This window comes from Frigoribacterium sp. UYMn621, from assembly GCF_040549525.1.
Classification (GTDB): Bacteria; Actinomycetota; Actinomycetes; order Actinomycetales; family Microbacteriaceae; genus Lacisediminihabitans.
In genome coordinates, this window is the sequence record NZ_JBEPTM010000001.1 from 365,047 (window position 1) to 380,613 (window position 15,567).

The 15,567-nt window shown below is 66.6% G+C and carries 16 protein-coding genes, 1 tRNA gene and 1 pseudogene; 11 read left to right on the forward strand and 7 right to left on the reverse strand.

The genetic code is table 11. From position 1 onward, the window contains the following. Window positions 1-17: 17 nt before the first annotated feature. The 4 genes and pseudogenes from ABIB54_RS01935 to ABIB54_RS01950 all read right to left on the reverse strand — a co-directional run bounded on the left by ABIB54_RS01935 (window position 18) and on the right by ABIB54_RS01950 (window position 3,597). Window positions 18-680: pseudogene (locus ABIB54_RS01935) on the reverse strand (LuxR C-terminal-related transcriptional regulator). Next, on the reverse strand, window positions 677-1,834 hold the full coding sequence (locus ABIB54_RS01940; RefSeq protein ID WP_354573834.1) for a sensor histidine kinase: 1,158 nt from the start codon (window positions 1,832-1,834) through the stop codon (window positions 677-679). The pseudogene ABIB54_RS01935 and the gene ABIB54_RS01940 overlap by 4 nt, the downstream one beginning before the upstream one ends. A gap of 36 nt (window positions 1,835-1,870) precedes the next feature. Then, a complete protein-coding gene (locus tag ABIB54_RS01945) occupies window positions 1,871-2,713 on the reverse strand; it encodes an ABC transporter permease (RefSeq protein WP_354573835.1) in 843 nt (280 codons plus the stop codon). Beyond that, window positions 2,710-3,597, reverse strand: a complete 888-nt coding sequence (locus ABIB54_RS01950; RefSeq protein ID WP_354573836.1) for an ABC transporter ATP-binding protein — start codon at window positions 3,595-3,597, stop codon at window positions 2,710-2,712. The genes ABIB54_RS01945 and ABIB54_RS01950 overlap by 4 nt, the downstream gene beginning before the upstream one ends. A gap of 259 nt (window positions 3,598-3,856) precedes the next feature. Between ABIB54_RS01950 and ABIB54_RS01955 the strand changes: the two genes are divergently transcribed. The 6 genes from ABIB54_RS01955 (at window position 3,857) to ABIB54_RS01980 (ending at window position 7,622) form a co-directional block, all read left to right on the forward strand. Then, window positions 3,857-3,929: transfer RNA gene (locus ABIB54_RS01955), tRNA-Trp, on the forward strand. A gap of 55 nt (window positions 3,930-3,984) precedes the next feature. After that, a complete protein-coding gene (gene secE, locus ABIB54_RS01960; RefSeq protein WP_185202311.1) occupies window positions 3,985-4,251 on the forward strand; it encodes a preprotein translocase subunit SecE in 267 nt (88 codons plus the stop codon). 127 nt (window positions 4,252-4,378) lie between these two features. After that, the gene (gene nusG / locus ABIB54_RS01965; RefSeq protein ID WP_354574237.1) at window positions 4,379-5,428 is read left to right on the forward strand and encodes a transcription termination/antitermination protein NusG; all 1,050 of its coding nucleotides are present in this window, start codon (window positions 4,379-4,381) and stop codon (window positions 5,426-5,428) included. Between the two features lie 448 nt (window positions 5,429-5,876). Further along, a complete protein-coding gene (rplK, locus tag ABIB54_RS01970) occupies window positions 5,877-6,308 on the forward strand; it encodes a 50S ribosomal protein L11 (protein ID WP_185202312.1) in 432 nt (143 codons plus the stop codon). Beyond that, window positions 6,308-6,997: a 50S ribosomal protein L1 gene (gene rplA, locus ABIB54_RS01975; protein ID WP_185202313.1), complete on the forward strand. Its 690-nt coding sequence runs from the start codon at window positions 6,308-6,310 to the stop codon at window positions 6,995-6,997. The genes rplK and rplA overlap by 1 nt, the downstream gene beginning before the upstream one ends. A gap of 100 nt (window positions 6,998-7,097) precedes the next feature. Continuing rightward, window positions 7,098-7,622, forward strand: a complete 525-nt coding sequence (locus tag ABIB54_RS01980) for a GNAT family N-acetyltransferase (RefSeq protein ID WP_354573837.1) — start codon at window positions 7,098-7,100, stop codon at window positions 7,620-7,622. Here the strand turns inward: ABIB54_RS01980 and ABIB54_RS01985 are convergent. Continuing rightward, a complete protein-coding gene (locus ABIB54_RS01985; RefSeq protein WP_354574238.1) occupies window positions 7,619-8,578 on the reverse strand; it encodes an NADP-dependent oxidoreductase in 960 nt (319 codons plus the stop codon). The two genes, ABIB54_RS01980 and ABIB54_RS01985, sit on opposite strands and share 4 nt — an antisense overlap. Window positions 8,579-8,672: 94 nt before the next feature. Between ABIB54_RS01985 and ABIB54_RS01990 the strand changes: the two genes are divergently transcribed. Then, complete coding sequence (locus ABIB54_RS01990) at window positions 8,673-9,368, forward strand: DUF998 domain-containing protein (RefSeq protein WP_354573838.1); 696 nt, start codon at window positions 8,673-8,675, stop codon at window positions 9,366-9,368. Here ABIB54_RS01990 and ABIB54_RS01995 read toward each other — a convergent pair. Then, window positions 9,365-9,967: a YqaJ viral recombinase family protein gene (locus ABIB54_RS01995; RefSeq protein WP_354574239.1), complete on the reverse strand. Its 603-nt coding sequence runs from the start codon at window positions 9,965-9,967 to the stop codon at window positions 9,365-9,367. The genes ABIB54_RS01990 and ABIB54_RS01995 overlap by 4 nt on opposite strands. A 155-nt stretch (window positions 9,968-10,122) precedes the next feature. After that, window positions 10,123-11,319: an ROK family transcriptional regulator gene (locus ABIB54_RS02000; protein WP_354573839.1), complete on the reverse strand. Its 1,197-nt coding sequence runs from the start codon at window positions 11,317-11,319 to the stop codon at window positions 10,123-10,125. Window positions 11,320-11,480: 161 nt separating this feature from the next. Between ABIB54_RS02000 and ABIB54_RS02005 the strand changes: the two genes are divergently transcribed. The 4 genes from ABIB54_RS02005 to ABIB54_RS02020 are packed head-to-tail and all read left to right on the forward strand — an operon-like array spanning window position 11,481 to window position 15,535. After that, window positions 11,481-12,248 carry a sugar phosphate isomerase/epimerase family protein gene (locus ABIB54_RS02005; protein ID WP_354573840.1) on the forward strand — a complete coding sequence of 256 codons (768 nt, stop codon included), beginning with the start codon at window positions 11,481-11,483 and terminating at the stop codon, window positions 12,246-12,248. Continuing rightward, entirely contained in the window at window positions 12,245-13,345 is a 1,101-nt protein-coding gene (locus tag ABIB54_RS02010) for a Gfo/Idh/MocA family protein (protein WP_354573841.1), read from the forward strand. Before ABIB54_RS02005 ends, ABIB54_RS02010 begins: the two co-directional genes overlap by 4 nt. A gap of 10 nt (window positions 13,346-13,355) precedes the next feature. Continuing rightward, window positions 13,356-14,522, forward strand: a complete 1,167-nt coding sequence (locus ABIB54_RS02015) for a Gfo/Idh/MocA family protein (protein WP_354573843.1) — start codon at window positions 13,356-13,358, stop codon at window positions 14,520-14,522. Next, window positions 14,519-15,535: a sugar phosphate isomerase/epimerase family protein gene (locus ABIB54_RS02020; RefSeq protein ID WP_354573844.1), complete on the forward strand. Its 1,017-nt coding sequence runs from the start codon at window positions 14,519-14,521 to the stop codon at window positions 15,533-15,535. The genes ABIB54_RS02015 and ABIB54_RS02020 overlap by 4 nt, the downstream gene beginning before the upstream one ends. Window positions 15,536-15,567: the final 32 nt, after the last annotated feature.

Here is a 15,567-nt window from a genome sequence, read left to right on the forward strand (position 1 = left end):
CCAGTGCAGCTGCTGCCTCAGCGCTTCAGCAGCCCGAGTTCCATGGCGAGGGTCACGGCGCGGGTTCGGTCGCGCACACCGAGTTTCTCGAAGACATGCAGAAGGTGGGTCTTCACCGTGGCCTCGCTCAGAAACAGAGCTTTCGCGATGGACGGGTTGCTGTTTCCGTCAGCGACAAGTGCGAGCACCTGGCTCTCGCGGGCGCTCAGCGTCACCGCGGCCGGCTTCGCCACCCTGCGCACCAGCAGCGCTGCGATGGAGGGCGCGAGAGCCACCTCACCGCGAGCCACCGAACGGATGCCGGCGAGGATCTCCTCCTGCGGCGCGGCCTTCAGCAGTTAGCCGGTGGCCCCGGCCTCGATTGCGGAGAGGATCGCCTCGTCGGACTCATAGGTCGTCAGCACGATGACACGGATGCCGGGCTCCGAGGCGAGGATCTGCAGGGTCGCGGCCACACCGTCGATCTCCACTTCGCCGACGGAGGCATCGCCGGAACGAGACGGAAGAGGCATGCGCAGGTCCATCAGCACGAGCTCTGGTTTCAGCCGGAGTGCGGTCTCCACCGCCTCGGTACCGCTCGCGGCCTCGCCGACGACTTCGACATCCGGAGCGTCCTGGAGCAACGCCACGATGCCGCTGCGCACGATCGGATGGTCGTCGGCCACCACGATGCGGATCACGCGGCGACCCCGATCGGCAGGGACACCGAGAGGGAGGTGCCTCCGCCGGGCACGCTGGACACCGCGAGCGCGCCGTTCACCAGGGCGAGGCGGTCACGCATTCCGGGCAGCCCGAAACCGGGCTCCGCCTCACTCGAGTCGAAGCCGGTGCCGTCATCGGTGACGGCGAGAGTCGCCGTGTGCAGCTCGGTGACCAGCCGCACAGTGGCGGATGTCGCGTGTGAGTGCTTGCGCACGTTGGCCAGCGCCTCCTGGGCGCACCGCAGCAGCACGACCTCGGTGTCGCGATCGAGCTCGACCGAGACCTCCGCCGTCACGGTGATCGCGATCCCGGACTCCCGGCGGTAGCGTTCCGCGAGCCTCTCGAGGGCGGCCGCTATGCCGCCGCCGAGGTCGACCGTTGCGCTCGCCGCGACGAGCGAGCGCGTCTCGACCAGCACATCCCGAGCGCTCTGTTCGAGCAGGCGCAGCTGGCCGGCGAGGGGCTCGAGCCGCTCATGGGCGAGTTCGCGCTGGGCGCGCTGGCACATCATCACGATCCCGGTGAGGCTCTGGGCGATCGTGTCGTGGATCTCCCGGGCGAGTCGTTCCCGTTCGCTGACGACCCCGGTGTCATGGTTTGCGGCCGCGAGCTCGGCCTGCGTCGCGGTGAGTTCGTCGAGAAGACGAAGGCGCTCTGCGCTCAGGTCGGCGATGCGACTGATCCACAGCCCGAGCGCCAGGCTCCCGACGAGCGAGACGCTCTGGATGAGCGCGGTCTGCGCGAGGTTCTCGGAGCCCGTTCCCACCGAAACGATGAATCCGGCGCTCACCGCGAGAGCGAGACCGACATTCGCCACCATTGCCACCCTGGTCGAGGGGATCACCACCCACAGCAGCGGGAACGCGATCACCTGAACGAAGGCGAGATTCGGCGAGCAGGCGACGAGTGCCCCGGAGCCGATGATCAGCGCGAGAGCGAACGGCAGCCTGAAGCGGGCCTCTCCGCTGAGCGCTCGTCGTCCCACGGTCAGATACACGATCGACAGCAGCGCGATGGTGGCCCAGGCTCCGATCCGTTGGCCGGTGCTCGGCGCCCAGGAGAACACGTTGATGACCGCGAGCATCGCCATGGTGGTGGCGAAGAACACGTGCCACCAGCGGTTTCCGGTCATGGGCTCAAGCCTCTCACCAGCCTGCTCGGCCGCGGCTCAGGAATCCTTGCGGATCCAACGGAAGGTCAGGCGGCAGGCCACGAGTCCCACCACGAGCCAGATCGCCGTGACGAGAGCCACCCCGCCGAGGTTCCAGGTGCCGCCCATCTCGAGAGTCTTGAACGAATCCGGAAGGAATACCGAGCGCATCCCCTGCGCCAGCCACTTGAGCGGGAAGATGCTGGCGAAGTTCTGCAGCCAGTCGGGCAGCTGCGAGAAGCTGAGATAGACGCCCGAGATGAACTGCAGGATCAGCGTGATCGGGATGATCACCGCCGTGGCGCTCTTACCGGAGCGGGGCAGGGCGCTCAGCGCGATGCCGAGCACCGCACAGGTGGAGACGCCGAGCAGGAACACCCAGGCGAAGGTGAGCCATTTGATGGGATCGGTAGGCAACGGGACCCTGAAGGCCACCGCCGCCACGACGAGCAGCAGTGCCGACTGCAGGATGCCCGTCACGATCACCTGACCGATCTTGCCGATGAAGTAGCTCAGCACGGGCAAGGGGGATCCCCCGAGGCGTTTGAGGGTGCCGTCGCTCTTCTCGGTCGCGATATCGATCGACATGTTCTGCAGTCCGCTGAGAAGCACGCCGGCGGCGAGCATCCCGGGCAGGTAGAAGTCCGCGGCCGTCAGGTTGGCTCCGCTCGCGGTCTTGCCGAAGCTGCCCTCGCTGAAGGCCACCGAGAAGATCGTGAGGAAGACCAGGGGGAAGAGGAAGGTGAAGAAGACCGAATCGCCCTGGCGGAAGTAGGTCTTGATCTCGTACCCGATACGGCTCGCCCCCAGGGCGAGGGTGCGGCCGGCGGGCAGTTTGGGGGTCGCGATGGCGGTGGTCACAGTGCACGCTCCAGTTCATCCATGGTCTTGTCCTCAGTGCTGTGCGCCGCAACGAGGTCGAGATAGACGTCCTCGAGGCTCGGGCGTCGCACTTCGAGGCCGGCGGGTTCTCCACCGGTCGCGGCGAACAGGCGGGCGACGACGGATGCCGGTTCGGTCGTCCGTTCCTCGTGGGATCCGTTCTCGTCCTGCCACCGCACCACCGGGATGCGGGCATCCGCGCCACCGATCTCGTCGATCGTGCCGATGTCGATGAGTGTGCCCCCGGCGATCACTCCGGCGCGGTCGCCCAGCTGAGCGGCCTCGTCCAGGTAGTGGGTGGTCAGCAGGATCGTGGTTCCCTCGCGCTTGAGGGAGCGGATGAGCTCCCAGAACTCGCGTCGCGCCTCCGGGTCGAAGCCGGTGGTCGGCTCGTCGAGGAAGAGCAGCTCCGGACGCCCGATCACCCCGAGCGCGACATCCACCCGCCGCCGTTGGCCGCCCGAGAGGGACTTGATGCGTGACTTCGCCTTCTCGGTGAGTCCCACGGCTGCGATGACCTCGTCCACGTCCCTCGGGTTCGCATAGAAGCCGGCGAAGTGGGCGAGTTGCTCGCGCACGGTCACATTGCCGCTCTCTCCGGTCGACTGCAACACGATTCCCAGGCGAGCCTTCCAGGCGGTGTCGCCGCGCTGGGGATCCACGCCGAGCACGAGGGCCTCTCCGCTTGTGCGATCGCGGTAGCCCTCGAGGATTTCGATGGTGGTGGACTTGCCCGCGCCGTTGGGGCCGAGCAGGGCGAAGGTCTCGCCGGCTTCGATGTCGAAGCTCACGCCGTCCAGAGCCGAGAAGTCGCCGTATTGCTTGCGCAGGTTGCGCACACTCACGTGGGGAGGAGTTGTCATGTGCCCATAGTCCCGCGCCACGCGGCCCACGACAACGGTGCACCGGATGGAGGCTCATCAACCGATCGGTGGATGGCGCGAGGAATCCGGTCGGCAGTCGGCCGGAAATCGGGCTCGCCCGCATGCTCGCCCGCAGCTTTGCGCCCCGCGCGACCGTCGCCTAGACTGGGGCGGGTAGTTGAAATCTGCCATCATTTTCTATGCCCTTTTTGCGAGCGACCGCGACTCGGGCTGACGGATGATGACGGTTCGGCTGCGAAGGGCGGTGGCTCAATTGGTAGAGCAGCGGTCTCCAAAACCGCAGGTTGCAGGTTCAAGTCCTGTCCGCCCTGCAGCTCGATTCGCGCACCTGTGCGGGTCGACAGTTTCGACGAAGGTAGTAACCAAGTGGCGAGAAATGTCATCGACGAGCCGAGTGAGGACATCGTCGCGAATGCCAAACAGGATCGTGGCGCAAGCCGCGGCCCGTTCGGTCGACTCGTCATCTTCCTTCGGCAGGTAATCAATGAACTGAAGAAGGTCGTCACCCCGACCCGCAAGGAACTGTTCAGCTACACCGGTGTCGTGTTGGTCTTCGTGGTCATCATGATGGCGCTGGTCTATGGGCTCGATCTGGTCTTCGCACTCGGAGTGAATACCGTCTTCGGCAAATAACGATCCTCAGCTGGTCCGGGTCGCACGATCCGGATGCACGATCTGATCTGGGGGAGCTGCGGCTCCCGAACCGGCGGCGGCACGCGATGTGCCCGATTCGCCTAAAAAATATGGAATGAGATTCACAGTGTCTGGAACAAACCGCGACGACATCGACCTCGCGACTGCCGCCGAGCAGTCCTCCGAGGAGGACGAAGCGCAGGAAGGCAACGAGCTGGCCGCGGATGAAGCCTCCGACGAGTCGGCCGAGAGCCGTGCCATCCACGTGGTCGATGAGACCGACGAAGACGACACCGACAGCGATGTCGAGGCCGACCTCGATGCCGCGCTCGACGCGGTGGCCCTCGCGGTGGATCCCGAAGCTGATGCCGTCGTGGCCGACGCCCTCGAGATCGACGACGCCGACGAGGCCGAGGCCGCCGTCGAAGCGACCGAGGACGAGGTCGGATTCGTGGAGGGCGAGACCGAAGAGGTCGTGCCCTTCGACGACGCGTTCGAGGCGGAGATCGAGTCCGAGCTCGCCGAGCAGTCGAGTGTCGACGAGGCCGAGGGCGAGACAGAGGTCGACCCCTACGACGAGTTCCGCAAGGAGCTCAAGGCCGCCTACGGCAAGTGGTATGTCATCCACTCCTATGCCGGATTCGAGAAGCGGGTCAAGCAGAACATCGAGAACCGCAAGGTCTCGATGGCCATGGAGGACTTCGTCTTCCAGGTCGAGGTTCCGATGGAAGATGTCGTCGAGATCAAGAACGGGCAGCGCAAGCTCGTCACTCGCGTGCGCATCCCCGGCTACGTGCTCGTGCGCATGGATCTCAACGAAGACAGCTGGTCGGTCGTGCGTCACACCCCCGGTGTCACCGGGTTCGTCGGCAACTCGCACAACCCGACACCGCTGCGTTTCGAAGAGGCCTTCAACATGCTGAAGAGCCTCGTGCAGATCGTCGAAGCTCCGGTCAAGGCCGGCGTCAAGGGCGGGAAGGCCGTCGGTCGCTCCATCCCCCAGGAAGTCGACTTCGAAATCGGCGAGACGATCACCATCAAGGAGGGTTCGTTCGCGGGCCTTCCCGGGTCGATCAACGAGATCAAGGCGGAGAGCGGCAAGCTCATCGTGCTGGTCTCCCTGTTCGAGCGCGAGACCCCGGTGGAGCTCAGCTTCGACCAGGTCACCAAGCTCTAGCAGCGCCCTCGCAAAGCCCGTCGCTCGCGCGGCGGGCTTTTTGCGTTCGCCCATGCGGGTGGGGCTTGCTCTGCGGGTGGGGCTGCCTCTGCGGGTGGGGCTGCCTCTCCGGGTCGGGCTTGTCGAGACATCCCGAACCGGTGACTGCACGCAACTGGCAGTTGCGGTTCTCTACCGTGGTCCCAGAGCGCACCAATTGCCAGTTCTGCGATTTCGCTTTCACCAGAACTGGCACTTCGTGCGCAGAACGGCCACACAGCCAGCACCAACCGCCAGTTGTGCGGCTCTTACCTGACCGCCGTGCGCTCTTTACCGCAGTTCAATAGGCAGCCGCCGACATGTACCGTAAGATAAACAGGTTGCCCTTTCGGGGGCGAATCCACCGCATCCATCCGGATGTCGGGAGAGTCGGCCAACACGGGTCGGCTCGATACAGAAGAGGAAAATAATGGCACCGAAAAAGAAGGTCACGGGTCTGATCAAGCTTCAGATCCAGGCCGGCGCCGCCAACCCCGCACCGCCCATCGGGCCTGCGCTGGGTCAGCACGGCGTTAACATCATGGAGTTCTGCAAGGCGTACAACGCCGCGACCGAGTCGCAGCGCGGCAACGTCATCCCGGTCGAGATCACCGTCTACGAGGACCGTTCATTCACGTTCATCCTCAAGACGCCCCCGGCCGCCGAGCTCATCAAGAAGGCTGCCGGAGTCGCCAAGGGATCCGGCACCCCGCACACCACCAAGGTGGGACGCCTGTCGAAGGACCAGCTCCGCTCGATCGCCGAGCAGAAGATGGTCGACCTCAACGCCAACGACGTTGCAGCGGCAGAGAAGATCATCGCGGGCACCGCCCGCTCTATGGGAATCACGGTGGACGCATAATGGCTACGAAATCCAAGGCCTACCGCGCCGCTGCCGAGAAGATGGAAGAGGGCAAGTTCTACACGCCCAATGAGGCCGTCGGAATCGCCCGCGAGACCGGTTCGAAGAACTTCAACTCCACAGTCGAGGTCGCCCTCAAGCTCGGAGTAGACCCCCGCAAGGCGGACCAGATGGTTCGTGGAACGGTGATCCTCCCGCACGGAACCGGCAAGACCGCCCGCGTCATCGTGTTCGCAACCGGACCGGCCGCTGACGCCGCGATCGCTGCGGGCGCCGACGAGGTCGGTGGCGACGAGCTCATCGAGAAGGTGGCCGCCGGCTACACCTCGTTCGACTCCGCCGTCTCCACGCCGGAGCTCATGGGCAAGGTCGGTCGTCTCGGAAAGGTGCTCGGCCCGCGTGGCCTCATGCCCAACCCGAAGACCGGCACCGTGACCACGGACGTGGCGAAGGCCGTCTCCGAGATCAAGGGTGGAAAGATCGAGTTCCGCGTCGACAAGCACTCCAACGTGCACTTCATCGTTGGCAAGGCGGCTTTCCCCGCCGAGCAGCTCGAGGAGAACATCAAGGCGGCGCTCGACGAGATCGTGCGCTCCAAGCCCAGCTCCGCGAAGGGCCGCTACATCCAGAAGGGCACCGTCACGACCACTTTCGGTCCGGGCATCCCGCTGGACGTCAACGTCCTCTAGCAGCACCAGATTTATCGGAAAGGGGACCACTTCGGTGGTTCCCTTTCTGCGTTCGCGGCACCCGCTGCGAGCGACGGGTCTCGATATTCAAGGAGAGCGGATGACCGTGCGCAGGGCCGAATCCGGCGAGGGGCAGCTCCTCCACGAGCTCGCCGCCGTCACCTTCGGGCTCGCGTGCCCACCGGGCACCACCGAGCTCGAGATCAGCGAACACGTCGCCCGTCACCTCTCCACCGAGAGTTTCGAGAACTCGCTCGCCGACCCCGACCGGGAGATCCTGGTGGCTCTCTCCGATTCCGGCTTCGTCGGTTATACGATGCTCGTGTTCGGCGCACCGACGGATGCGGATGTCGCGGCCGTGGTCACCGCTCGCCCGACGGCCGAGCTGAGCAAGTGCTACGTGCTCGCCGGTGAACACGGCAGCGGCGTGGCATCCGAGCTGATGTCCGCGACGATCGAGGTCGCGCGACTGCGCGGGTCGGCGACGATCTGGCTCGGCGTGAACGACAAGAACGATCGGGCGAACCGCTTCTACGGCAAGCACGGATTCGAGCGGGTCGGCTCGAAGCGCTTCGCGCTCGGTGACCGGTTCGAAGACGACTACGTGCGGGAGCTCACTCTCTAACCGAACTCCGACACGCTCAAAACGATCTTGCCGCGGGTGTGGCCGGTCTCGATAGCGGTGTGAGCCTCGGCTACATGCTCGAGGTCGAAGACGTGGTCGACGGTCACGTGCACATCTCCGGAGTCGAGCAGCCGCCCGATGATGGCGAGGGTGGAGCCGTCGGGGGAGGTCTTGTAGGTCGTCGCGCGCACGCCTGCGGCCGCGGAATCCTCCATCAGGGTCGGCCAGCTTCCGCTCGGGGCGTTCACGAGAAGGCCGCCGGAGCGCAGCACCGACAGGGAACGCGTGCCCGTGTCATCCTGCACATTTCCGATGAGGTCGATGACCACGTCGACGCGGCTGACGACGTCTTCGAACCGGGTGGTGTTGTGGTCGACCACCTCCGCCGCGCCGAGTTCCCGCAGCCAGCTTTCATTGCGAGCCGAGCCGGTGGCGATCACATGCGCGCCGAAATAGGCGGCGAACTGCACCGCGAAATGACCGACGCCACCGGATGCCGCGTGGATGAGCACTCGCTGGGCCTCGTGTGCCTTCGCGACATCCACCACCATTCCCCAGGCACTGAGGGCGGCGAGCGGCACGCCGGCCGCCTCGACATGGGTGAGGCGAGCCGGCTTGCGGGCGATGCTCATCGTGGGCACGCTGACATATTCCGCGTAGGTACCCGCAAGCCGTGGCACGGCGACCATACCGAAGACCTCATCGCCGGGCTTGAACGGGCAGCTCTCGTAGGGACTCTCCACGATGATGCCGCTGAAGTCGGCGCCGAGCACGACGGGGAAGCTCGCGATCGCCGCCGAAGACCCCGCACCGGAGCGTGTCTTCGCATCGATCGGGTTCACCCCCGCGGCGATGATCTTGACCACGACCTCGGCGCTCACCTTCATCGGCATCGGCAGCCGGGCCGGAGTGAACACCTCGGGTCCCCCTGTGGCCGCGATCACCATCGCTCGCATCGTGGTCATGAACACAGTCAAGTCGCACAATGATTCGCCGGTGTTACAACGGTGTCAATTGGATGCAAACTATGCGAGGCCGTAGCATTCAACAATGACCGCGCCGATGCCTCCCCATCGCCGGTCTCTCGAGTTCGGCGGAGCCATTCTCGGCTCGGTATTCGTGTTCGCGGCGCTCGTGATCATCTGGATCGCCCGGCTGTCTCAGGGGCGCGATCTCTACGTGAGCGAACTCGGTGCGGCCGGCCAGCCGACGGCCCACTGGTTCGAGGGCGCACTGCTCCTCATTGTGGCCGGCGGCAGCCTCATCGCATATTCCGTTCGCGGCATCCGTTCCCGCTTCGCCGTTCTCTCCGTCTGGGCGCCGGCGGTCTCGCTCTGGATCGGATGCGGGTTCTTCTTGGTCGCCTCGCAGGTCACGTGCACCACCGGATGCCCGCTGCCGGTCGGGGCGAGCTTCACCTGGCAGGACCTGATCCATACGGTCGTCGCCGTACTCGCTTTCGCGGCGGCATGCCTCGGCATGCTGCAGGTCTCCTTCGCGGCCGGGCACCGCTCACTCGCCCGCTTCTCCCTCGCTGCCGGAATCGCCGTCGCGGTGATCGCGGGCGTCGGGGGCATTCTCTCGCTCGCGCAGTTCCAGACCGACTTCGGCAGCAGGCTCGAACTCGCGGCGACCACGATCGCGCTCGGCTGGCTCCTCACCCTCGGACTCATGACCGCGCTGAGTCCCGCACTCTCGAGGGAGCTGGGAACAGGCGCCCTCGGGGACTCGCTGTCGGTCGGCTAGCGCGACCGGTCGGCCACCAGGCGGAGCACCTGGTCCGCGAGTTGTACGAGCAGGTGGATCTGGCTCTCGTCGCGATCGATCCACCGGCATTCCGGCTCGGCATTGGTCGGCACGAAGTCCTCGTGCTGCTCCCAGACGAGAAGCGTCCGTTCCGCGCCGAGCACGTACTGCTGCCACCAGACCTGCCGCAGGTACGAGCGCGGAATTGATCGCCAGGCCGAACTCGTCGTCTTGATCTCGGCCAGTTCGAGATGACCGGATGCGGCTACCGCAAGCCCGTCGGGAGTGGCGAGGTGTGCCGTCTCCCCGGCGGCGTGAAACAGGGCATCGCTGGAGACGATTCCGTACTGTCGTTCCACCCAGCGGGCGATCTCCGGTTCACGTGCCCGACCGTGATCGGTGTAGGCGTTGCCGCCGAAGCTGCTTCCGTTGATCTTGTCGAAGGCGAGGGCCTGCACCGACGCGGTTCCCGACAGGCGCGCGGCATCCGTCGCGGTGATCCCCCGGCTGCGGGCCCGAAGCCACGCGACGCGGTCGGCTGCCCGCGCGACGATGCGGTCGCGGTGATCCGGAGCCGGCTCGTCCCAGAGGGAGAGCATGGGCTGGATGACGGTCACGCCACCATTGTCTCCCGTGGCACCGTCCCGGGCATAACTCCTGCACGGTGCGGCACCCGGGCGAAGGCGCCCCGCGGTTTCGGGGTCTGCGCCGACTTGTCCCCACAACTGCAGGAGTTATGCGGGGTAGAGGGGGGTCAGGGCTGCAGGGCGACTACCGCCTCGATCGCGTCGGCGGAGAGTACGTGCTGCGCGACCAGCATCGATGCGCCGAGGATGCCAGCGTCGTCGGCCGAGCGGGCGAGTGCGATGGTGAGATGCGCCGTCGCCAAGGGGAGGGAACGGGTGTAGACGACCTCCCGCACGCCGGCGAGCAGATGATCGCCCGCGGTCGCCAGCGATCCGCCGAGCACGATGACCGAAGGGTTGAGCAGGCTCACGCAGGTCGCGAGCACCTCCCCGAGGTCCCGGCCCGCCTGGCGGAGCGCGGCGACGGCCGCGGGGTTGCCGTGCCCCGCCAGCGCGACGAGGTCTCCGGTGCGCACGTCGCTTCCCTGGGAGGCGAGTGCTGCCGCAATCGCCGGGGCTCCCGCGAGGGCCTCGAGGCATCCGATGTTTCCGCAGCGGCAGATCACGTCGGCTCCACGCGCCACCCGCACGTGGCCGAGGTCGCCGGCGCTGCCCATCGCTCCCCGTTGCAGCTGGCCGTTGCCGATGATTCCGGCCCCGATTCCCGTCGATGCCTTCACGAAGAGCAGGTTGCCCTGATCCGGCCAGTGGGTGCGCTGCTCGCCCAGCGCCATGATGTTGACGTCGTTGTCCACGAGCACCGGAACGTCGAAGGCACGCCGCACATAGCCGGGCACGTCGAAGTCGTGCCAGCCGGGCATGATGGGCGGGTTGGCTGGTCGGCCGGTCGTGTGATCGACCGGACCGGGGAGACCGATACCGACGCCGCCCAACCCGCCGGCGTGCGTGCCGAGGGAGTCAAGCAGCTGACGCGCGTGATCGATCACGAGGTCGAGCACAGGCTTCGGGCCCTCCCCGATGGCGATCTCGGCCCGAAGGCTCGTGAGCACTGTGCCGGCGAGATCCGTCACCGCGATCACGCTGTGCGAGGCCCCGAGGTCGACGGCGAGCACGGTTCGGGCGGCGGGGTTGACAGCGAATCGAGAGGGCGGGCGACCACCGGATGAGGCGGCCCCGCCGACCGCGATCACGAAGCCCGAAGCCATCAGGGCGTCGACCCGCACCGCAACCGTGGAGCGGGCGAGACCGGTGAGGGCGGCGAGCTCGGCTCGGGTGCGGGGTGCCCCGTCGAGCAGCAGCTGGAAGAGGTCCCCGGACCGCGCGGAGCCCAGCACCGGGACGGCAGGCACGCTCAGGAGGACCATGTCTCATTGATAGCAGTTGCGCTTCGTGCTGTCACGCCGTCAATAGATGTCGATCAACAAAATACTTTTGATTGACTATCGACAAAAGCGGGCATATTTTGTTGGGAGCGCGTTCCCAGCGCCGCCGATACCAGCATCGCCGCTCGATCCGAGGAGAACCAGTGCCAACGACGCCCCCGCTTTCACTCCAGCTCTACACCGTGCGAAAAGAACTCGATGCTGACTTCGCAGGCACGATGCAGCGGGTCGCCGACATCGGGTTCACGCGGGTCGAGCCCTATGACTTCCTCGCCAGAGCGGATGCCCTCGCTGCCGGTCTCGCCGCGACCGGCCTCTCCGCGCCGAGCGCCCACTTCCGGTTCCTCGACGACGAGAGCCTGGGCGGCGCCAGCCTCGACGACGTGTTCTCCACGGCTGCCCGCCTCGGCATCCCGACGGTGATCGACCCCTTCGTCGACCCCGCGAAATGGCTCTCGGCCGCCGACATCCATCGAACGGCGGATGCCCTCAACGCCGCTGCGGAAGTCGCGGTCAAGCATGGCATCCGCATCGGCTATCACAACCACTGGTTCGAGTTGGAGTCTGTGATCGACGGGGACACCGGGCTCGAGATCCTCGGCTCGGGACTCAACCCGGCGGTCATCCTGGAACTCGACACCTACTGGGCTGCCGCCGGGGGGCAGGATGTGGTGGCGCTTCTCGGCCGGCTCGGCGACCGGGTGCGCCTGCTGCACATCAAGGACGGCCCGATCGAGGCAGATCCGGCCACCCAGCTCGCGGTGGGCGCGGGCAACATGCCGGTGTGGGACATCATCGCCGCCGCCACCAGCCTCGAAGTGGCCGTCGTCGAGCTCGATTCCTTCGCCGGCGACATGTTCGACGCGGTCACCGACAGCTTCTCCTATCTCAACGCCGGAGCCAGCGCGTGAGCCGCCCCATCGGGGTCGGCCTCATCGGGGCCGGAACGATCAGCAAGCAATACCTCGAGAACCTCACCACCTTCCCCGACATCGTGGTGCACTCGATCGGCGATGTCTACGAGCCCGTGGCCAGGGAACGGGCGGCGGAGTTCGGCATCGAGACCTCCGGCGGTGTCGAGGCGACGCTGGGGCATCCGGATGTCGAGATCGTCATCAACCTGACCATCCCCGCCGCCCACGTGGAGGTCGCTCTCGCCGCCGTCGCCGCCGGAAAGCACGTGTGGAGCGAGAAGCCGTTCTCCCTCGATCGCGCGAGTGGTCTCTCGCTGCTCGCCGCCGCGGAGAAGGCTGGCCTGCGCCTCGGTTCCGCGCCGGACACCTTTCTCGGCGCGGGTCTGCAGACCGCTCGCCGCATGATCGAGCGTGGAGACATCGGCGTGCCGCTCACCGCGCTGACCCTGATGCAGTCGCCCGGTCCGGAGTCGTGGCATCCGAACCCCGCATTCCTGTTCCAGGAGGGGGCCGGGCCGCTCTTCGACATCGGCCCGTACTACCTCACCACCCTCATGCAGACCTTCGGATCGGTGCGTCGCGTCGCCGCGCTCGGTTCGACATCGAGAGACACCCGGGTCATCGGCTCCGGTCCCAAGGCCGGCGAGCGGTTCGCTGTGACCGTGCCATCACACGTGAGCGCGATCGCGGAGTTCGAGGGCGGCCAGTCATCGCAGAGCATCTTCAGTTTCGACTCCCCGATGGACCGCCACGGTTTCGTCGAGGTGACCGGCACCGAGGGCACCATGTCGTTCCCCGATCCGAACAACTTCGACGGGGAGATCCGCGTGAAGCATGCCGGCGCGGCGGAGTGGACCTCGTTCCCCGCCGTCGGGTCCACGAGTTCGCGGGGGTCCGGTGTGCTCGAGATGGGGCGTGCCATCCGCGCCGGGCGGCCGCATCGCGCGACCGGCGAGCTCGCGTACCACGTGCTCGACACGATGGTCTCCATCAGCGAATCGATCGACCGCCACAGCTTCGTGGAGGTGGCGAGTTCGGTCACCGCAGCTCCCGCCCTTCCGGAGGACTGGGATCCGACGGCGGCGACGCTGTAAGACCGCGATGATGACCACTACCGCTCGGCCCCTCGGCGTCGCGATGATCGGCTATGCGTTCATGGGTCGCGCCCACTCCCACGCCTGGGCCACCGTCGGGAGTTTCTTCGAGGTTCCCGCCTTCGAGCGGCGCGTGCTCGTGGGGCGGGATGCCGCCGGAGTCGCGGCTGCGGCATCCGCATTCGGATGGTCGGAGTCCGCCACCGACTGGCGGGAGGTGATCGCCAGGCCGGACATCGACATCGTGGACATCTGCACGCCCGGACACCTCCACGCCGAGATCGCAACCGCTGCGCTCGCCGCCGGTAAGCATGTGCTGGTCGAGAAGCCCCTCGCCAACACCCTGGCGGAGGCCGAGGCCATGGAGGGCGCCGCGGCCAAGGCATCGGCCGCCGGTGTCGTGTCGATGGTCGGCTTCAACTACCGGCGCATTCCCGCGCTCGCGCTCGCCCGCAAGATCGTCGCCGATGGCCGGCTCGGCGCGATCCGCCAGGTGCGTGCCTCCTACCTTCAGGACTGGCTCGTGGATGCCTCCGCGCCGATGAGCTGGCGGCTGCGCCGGGAGACCGCGGGCTCCGGCGCTCTCGGCGACCTCGCCTCGCACGCCGTCGACCAGCTGCAGTTTCTGCTGGGGGAGCTGGTGACCGAGGTTTCGGCCCGCACTCACACCTTCGTGACCGAGCGACCGGGGGAGCTCGGCCCCGAGCCGGTCACCGTGGACGACGCGGTCTGGGCGAACCTGAGTTTCGGTTCCGGCGCGCGCGGAAGTCTCGAGGTGTCGCGGGTGGCGACCGGGCGCAAGAACGCCCTCTCGATCGAGCTGTTCGGGTCGACGGGCGCGCTGCGATTCGACCTCGAACAGCTCAACGAGCTGTGGTTCCTCGACGCAACAGAACCCATCGAGACCCAGGGCTTTCGCCGCATTCTCGTGACCGAGCCGGAGCATCCCTACCTTGCGGCGTGGTGGCCGCAGGGCCACATGCTCGGCTGGGAACATTCCTTCGTGCACGAGGTGCGCGACCTGCTCCTCGCCATCGAATCCGGCGGTCCGGGGAGTCCCTCATTCGCCGATGGACTCGCCGTGCAACGCGTTCTCGCCGCGATCGAAACCAGTGCCGCCGCACGTGGAACCAGTGTGACCCTCGTCGAACCCCCGCCCGTGAAGGAGCAGATATGACCGCCTCGACCCATCCCGTGACACTTTTCACCGGCCAGTGGGCCGACCTCAGCCTCGAGGAGGTGGCTCGGCTCGCATCGGGCTGGGGCTATGACGGGCTCGAGATAGCGGCATCCGGAGAGCACCTCGACATCGCTCGTGCCGCCGACGACGACGCGTATCTCCAGGGTCGCCTCGACATCCTCGATCGGTACGGACTGAAAGCCTGGGCGATCTCCAACCACCTCACGGGCCAGGCCGTGTGCGATGATCCGATCGATTTTCGTCACCAGGCGATCATCCGTCCGGCCGTCTGGGGGGACGGAGATCCCGAGGGTGTGCGCCAACGGGCCGCGGAGGAGTTGAAGCTCACGGCCGTCGTGGCGCGGAAGATGGGGATCGACACTGTCGTCGGGTTCACCGGATCGAAGATCTGGCAGTACGTGGCGATGTTCCCTCCGGTTCCGGCATCGGCGATCGACGCCGGGTACCAGGATTTCGCCGACCGGTGGAATCCGATCCTCGACGTGTTCGACTCGGAGGGAGTGCGGTTCGCGCACGAGGTGCATCCCTCGGAGATCGCCTACGACTACTGGTCGAGCGTGCGTTCGCTCGAAGCCATCGATCATCGAGCGGCCTTCGGTTTCAACTGGGACCCGAGCCACATGATGTGGCAGGGCATCGATCCGGTGGCGTTCATCACCGAGTTCGCGGACCGGATCTACCACGTCGACTGCAAGGACACCCGGCTGCGCACGCCCAACGGGCGCTACGGAATCCTCGGATCTCACCTGCCCTGGGGCGATCCGCATCGCGGCTGGGACTTCGTCTCGACCGGACACGGTGATGTGCCGTGGGAGGACTCCTTCCGCGCGCTGCGGTCGATCGGCTACGGCGGCCCGATCTCGGTGGAGTGGGAGGATGCCGGCATGGACCGGCTACACGGCGCGGCCGAAGCCGTCGGTTTCGTGCGTTCCCTGCTCTGGGAGCTGCCGGCGCAGTCCTTCGACGCGGCCTTCAGCAACCAGGGCTAGCCGTACTTCCTAGGGACGTTGTGAACGCGTTC